This is a genomic window from Vibrio sp. Vb1574 (assembly GCF_033338675.1).
On record NZ_JAWOTC010000286.1, the window covers coordinates 1 to 1,249 of the forward strand.

2 protein-coding genes are annotated in these 1,249 nt (G+C 43.3%); both read left to right on the forward strand.

The window, feature by feature from the left end; genetic code table 11:
* Positions 1-1,090: EAL and HDOD domain-containing protein (locus R7O12_RS25585; protein WP_318126863.1), on the forward strand; the 1,090-nt coding region annotated here is incomplete at its 5' end.
* Between the two features lie 73 nt (positions 1,091-1,163).
* Positions 1,164-1,249, forward strand: an 86-nt coding sequence (locus R7O12_RS25590; RefSeq protein ID WP_318126864.1) for an SEC-C metal-binding domain-containing protein, incomplete at its 3' end; no start/stop codon positions are given.

Genomic DNA, 1,249 nt, shown 5'->3' on the forward strand with positions numbered 1-1,249 from the left:
TAGTCGACTGCTATCTGATCATTTTTTGTCGACGCACTACAACACGTTAGGTAACAAACTCGGTTTTGTTAACTTTCCCCACCAAAGCTTGGTCAACCTTGTTCCGACACTGTTTCCGAAAGATTCTCTGGTTATTGAAGTACTCGAAGATTGTGAGCCTACGCAAGAGCTTCTCGATGCAATAAAACATCTGCACGAATGCGGCTACCGAATTGCACTCGACGACTTTGTACCAACTAAGGCTTGGAAACGCTTTCTTCCGTACGTATCGATGATCAAATTTGATATTCGTTTAGTACCAATTGAAAAAGCGGCAATTTTCATCCAAGCATTGAGCCAGTTTAATATCGATTTTTTGGCTGAAAAAGTCGAAACCTATGAAGAGTTTGAACAAGCGCTTGACGCTGGTTTTAACTACTTTCAAGGTTACTTCTTTAGTAAACCAGAAATGATCCAAAAGAAGCGCCTCAACCCGGCGTTTTTAACCGTCATCCAGTTGTGTAAAGAGATTGCTGATAAGCCCATCGACTTCAATGAAGTGGAGCGTCTGTTCTCTATTGATGTGACGCTTTCTTATAAGTTGCTCACTTACGTCAACTCGGGTTACACGCTCACAACCAAGATCAAATCGTTTAGACAGGCGCTGATTTATCTGGGCGAAGAACGTTTACGACGCTTTATTTCACTGGTTGCAATCGCTTCTGTGCAAGAGGACAAGCCCGATTCACTCTACTCGCTTGCTATTCAACGCGCTCGTATGTGTGAAATTTTGCTTAGCCAAATGAAAACCAAGTACGATCCTGGACAAGCCTTTCTGACTGGTATGTTCTCATTACTAGGCTCGCTTCTCGATCAACCTCTGTCGGATGTGATTGAAGACATTCCCGTCGATGAAGACATCAAGCTCGCCCTGACAAGTCGAAAAGGTGTGCTTGGGTATCTCCTTTCTATGTGTATTGCTTACGAACAAGCAGATTGGGAACTGGCTGAAAGATACTGCTCTGTCTTGAAGTTAACGGAAAATCAGCTAGCTGATGCATTCAATGAATCGACAGAATGGGCTCAAGAACTGCTTTCTCAAACACCTTAACTCGCTATAATGCTTCTCTCCCACTCTATTGGGATTATTTGTTTCATCGCTTTACCTAACGAGATTTCATCTTATGGCTTCTTCTTGTCCTTGCGGCGCTAACCGTACCTACCAACAGTGTTGCGAAATTGCGCACAACAATCACGCTGACGTCAAAAC